We start from the raw sequence: 3,940 nt of genomic DNA on the forward strand, positions 1-3,940 counted from the left end.
CTCCCGCGTCGTGGGGCCCGACGTGGACGCGTTCGCCCGGCGGCACTGGGGCCGCGAACCGCTGCTGCGGCGCGGCGCCCTCCACGGGGCTGCTCAGTTCAGCGGGCACCGCTGTCGGCTCCGCCGTCCGCCCCACCGTCGTGCTGGCCGGGCGTGCCGCGGCCGGTCCCCGAGTCGGCGGGCCCTTCGGCCGAGCCGTCGGCGCCCCCGTCGTGCTGGCCCGGTGTGCCGCGCCCGGCGCCGGAGTCGGCCGGGCCCTCGGCGCCTCCGTCGGCTCCGCCGTCCGCGCCGCCGTCGTGCTGGCCGGGCGTGCCGCCTCCGGCGCCGGAGTCGGCCGGGCCCTCCGGTCCGCCGCTGCCCGAACTCCTGATGTCATCGTCGTCGAGAGCCACCTGAGCCTCCTCGGTCGTGCGCGGTCACCGCCAGTGCTCCTCCCGATTACCCGGCGCCGCGCGAAATATGCCGTGGATCAGGGGACGCGGTGGCCGCGGAAGGTCACCGGCTTGCGGGTCCGGAAACCGAGCCGCTCGTAGAGCCCGAGAGCCGCGGTGTTGGTGTCGGTGACGTGCAGGAAGGCCCGTTCGCCACGCGCCGCGATGCGCCCGGCCAGCGTGCGGACCAGCCGGGCCGCGTGCCCGCGCCCGCGCGCTTCGGGCGCGGTGCACACGGCGCTGATCTCCGCCCAGCCCGGCGGCCGGAGCCGTTCGCCCGCCATCGCCACCAGCGCGCCGCCCTCGCGGATGCCCAGGTAGGTGCCGAGTTCCCGGGTGCGCGGCCAGAACGGTCCCGGCTCGGTCCGGGCGACCAGGTCGAGCATCGCGGGCACGTCCGCGGCGCCCAGTTCGACCACGTCGGTGCCAGGACCGACGGGGGCGGGCTCGGCGGGGCCGATCAGCTGCCGGGCTTCGAGCGCGAACACCGGTTCCCAGCCGGGCGGCGGCACCGCTTCGGAGCTGAACATGTCGGCGAGCGCCCCGGAACCGAGCAGCCGCGCCAGGTCGTCCCACGCCGCCGGTCCCGGTTCGGCGACCGCCGCGAACGTCGTCACCCCGGGCAGGTACGTCGCCGCCGTCCCGCACCACCGAGCGAGGTGCGCGTGCCGCCCCCGCAACGACGCCAGCACCGGCTCATCCAGCACGTCCACCGCTCGCCCTTTCCTTCCTGTCAGCGGCGAAGCCGCTGAGCAAACGACCACCTGAGACAGGACCACCCGCGGGTTCTCAGCTGCTTCCACGCGAGGACAGCGTTTTCTCCTGTGGCGGAGCCACCGGTGAAAACGATCCCGCAGCGAGGAAGCAGCTGAGGTTCCGCCACCCCAGGTACTCAGCAAACCGAGTCGAACATTCAGTCCCCATGCCAGTAGCCGAACACCGCGCTGAGGTGGCTCGCCATCGCGGCGCGCGCCGCGTCGGGGTCGTGCGCGGTGATGGCGTCGACGATGGCCTGGTGCGAGTCGCAGGCCTCCTGGTGGGCGGCGCGCAGGGTGAGGTTGTGCTCGCGCACCCGGATCAGCCCGCCGCGCAGCGAGGACAGCAGCAGGCTGAAGATCTCGTTGCCCGCCATGACGCTGACCAGCCGGTGGAACTCGAAGTCGGCGGCGACGGCGCGGGCCACGTCCTCGCCGCTGGCGCGCAGCTCGTCGTTGGCGGCGCTGAGCAGGCGGGCGGTCTCGGCGTCGCCGCGTTCGGCGGCGGCGCCCGCGGCGTGCACCTCGATCACCTCGCGCACCTCGTGGATGGAGCGGTAGTCGAGGTCGTTGTCCCGCAGGTACAGGAAGAGCGCTTCCTGCGCGCGTTCCGGCGCGACCGCGGTGATGCGCAGTCCGCTGCCGCCGCGGGAGGCGATCAGGCCGCGCCCGGTCAGGTTGCTCATGGCTTCGCGCAGCGCGGTCCGGGAGACGCCGTACTCGGCGGCGAGGTCGCGTTCGGCGGGCAGCCGGTCGCCGGGCCGCAGCCTGCCGTCCAGGATGCGCCGCAGCAGCCCCGCCACCACCTCGTCCGAGCGGCGGATCTCGCCGGGTGCGGTGTCCTCGGCCACTGGTCGTGCTCCTTCCCGCGGAGGTCGCGTGCTCGCCGATCCTAGAGATCGGCCGGGGTGTGGACATCGGGCGCACCGGTTTGCTAGAAAACCTGTCATACCAATTGGTCGACCAAGGAGGTTCCGGTGCCCGCCACCGCCCACGAGGCCACCCGTGGCTGAGCCGCTCGTCTCCGCGGGCCCGATCGACCACGTCGCGCTCATCACCGGCGACGCCGACCGCACCGCCCGCTGGTACGCGGAGCACCTGGGCCTGCACGTCGTCCGGGACGAGTTCGTCGACGCGGTCGGGGTCCGGCTGGTCTGGCTCTACCCGCGCGGCTGCTCGCCCGGGGGGACCGCCGCCGGGCTCCAGCTGCTCGAACCGCACCGCCCCGGGCCGCCGCTGACCCACCTGCGGGAGCGCGGCGAAGGGCTGCACCACTTCTGCTTCGCCGTCGACGACCTCGACGCGGTGCTGCGCTCGGCCGGGCAGCCACCGGAGGACGCCTTCACCGGTGGATTCGGGCTGCCGTGCGCGTTCCTCGCCGAATCCGCGGGCGGCGAACTCGTCGAACTCGTCCAACGCCCGGCCCCGCCGGCCTGATCCCGCACGACCTTTCGCAACGACGCAAAAGGAATGGACAGCAGCATGCAACCGGACCACGCGCGTTCTCGCGCAGGTGCGCCGTGATCGGCGCGCAAGCCGCCGCCGCGGCACCGCTCACCGGGCACGACATCCGCCTCATGGCGGTCCTGCTCGGCGGGATCGTCTTCGTCGCCGTCGCCGTCAGCGCGCTCAAGCTGCACCCGGTGCTGGCGCTGCTCAGCGGCGGCGTGCTGGTGGGGCTGGCCGCCGGGCTCGGCGTCACCGGCACCGTCGAAGGGCTCACCACCGGCATCGGCAAGACGCTCGGCGAGACCGGGGTGCTGATCGCGCTGGGCGCCATGTTCGGCGCGGTGCTGTCCGAATCCGGGGCGGCCTCGCGGATCGTGCAGACCCTGACCGGCGGGGTGGGCGTGCGGGGACTGCCCTGGGTGGTGCTCGCCGCGTCCGTCCTCATCGGACTCCCGATGTTCTTCGAGGTCGGGTTCGTGACGCTGATCCCGGTGGTGCTGCTGCTCGCGCGGCGTACCGGCATCGAGCTCACGCTGCTCGCCTTCCCGCTGCTGGCCGGGCTGGACGCGGCGCAGTGCCTGCTGCCGCCGCATCCCGGCCCGGTCGGCGCGGCCGGAGCGCTCGGGCCCAGCATCGGGCTGGTCCTGGTGCTCGGGCTGGTCGTCGCGGCCCCCGCCGTGCTGCTCACCGGCCCGTGGCTCGGTCGGCTGATGCGGCGCTGGGTGCGGGCGCGTCCGCCCGCCGGGCTGGAGCGGTTGTTCGCCGCCGACGGGAGCGACGTGCCGCGCCCGCCGGGACGCGCCCGCAGCTTCGCGGTGATCCTGCTGCCGGTGCTGCTCATGCTCGGCAAGGCCGCCACCGACCTGTTCTGGGCCGACGGCACCGGGCCGGTGCACGCGGTGGTCGAACTCGCCGGAGAACCGGCCATCGCCCTGCTGATCTCGGTGCTGGTCGCCGTCGTCGTGCTGGGCGGGCTGTCCGGCACGCCCCGCGAAGTGCGCGAGCGCTGGGTCGGCTCGTCGCTGGCGCCGATCGCCGGGATCACCTTCATCGTCGGTGCGGCCGGCGGGTTCAGCCGCGTCATCGTCGAGTCCGGCACCGCCGACGCGGTGCTCGACCTGGCCTCCGGGGCCGGGGTGCCGACGCTGCTGCTGACCTTCGGCATCGCCGCGATCCTGGTCGCCGCGCTCGGCTCCGCCACGGTGGCGGGCGTGGCCCCGGCGACGCTGGTGGCCCCCAGCGTCGGCGCGCTCGACCCGGTCCACCTGGCGCTGCTGGTGCTGGCCGCGGGCGCGGGGTGCGCCG

Annotated in this window: 5 protein-coding genes; 2 read left to right on the forward strand and 3 right to left on the reverse strand. The window is 74.7% G+C overall.

Annotation, left to right across the window (positions count from 1 at the left end; all coding sequences use genetic code 11):
• Positions 1-98: 98 nt before the first annotated feature.
• The 3 genes from LCD33_RS28335 to LCD33_RS28345 form a co-directional block, all read right to left on the reverse strand.
• Positions 99-392 carry a hypothetical protein gene (locus LCD33_RS28335; protein ID WP_224965816.1) on the reverse strand — a complete coding sequence of 98 codons (294 nt, stop codon included), beginning with the start codon at positions 390-392 and terminating at the stop codon, positions 99-101.
• Between the two features lie 77 nt (positions 393-469).
• Positions 470-1,144: a GNAT family N-acetyltransferase gene (locus LCD33_RS28340; protein ID WP_224965817.1), complete on the reverse strand. Its 675-nt coding sequence runs from the start codon at positions 1,142-1,144 to the stop codon at positions 470-472.
• A 200-nt stretch (positions 1,145-1,344) separates the two neighbouring features.
• Positions 1,345-2,037, reverse strand: coding sequence for a FadR/GntR family transcriptional regulator (locus tag LCD33_RS28345; protein ID WP_224965818.1), 693 nt, complete (start codon positions 2,035-2,037; stop codon positions 1,345-1,347).
• A 154-nt stretch (positions 2,038-2,191) separates the two neighbouring features.
• Here LCD33_RS28345 and LCD33_RS28350 point away from each other — a divergent pair, with 154 nt between their 5' ends.
• Together LCD33_RS28350 and LCD33_RS28355 are read left to right on the forward strand one after the other, a co-directional pair.
• Positions 2,192-2,623, forward strand: coding sequence for a VOC family protein (locus tag LCD33_RS28350; protein ID WP_224965819.1), 432 nt, complete (start codon positions 2,192-2,194; stop codon positions 2,621-2,623).
• A gap of 83 nt (positions 2,624-2,706) precedes the next feature.
• Positions 2,707-3,940: GntP family permease (locus LCD33_RS28355; protein WP_224978485.1), on the forward strand; the 1,234-nt coding region annotated here is incomplete at its 3' end.

The sequence above is a fragment of the Saccharopolyspora sp. 7B genome (assembly GCF_020177435.1).
GTDB lineage: Bacteria > Actinomycetota > Actinomycetes > Mycobacteriales > Pseudonocardiaceae > Saccharopolyspora_C > Saccharopolyspora_C gregorii.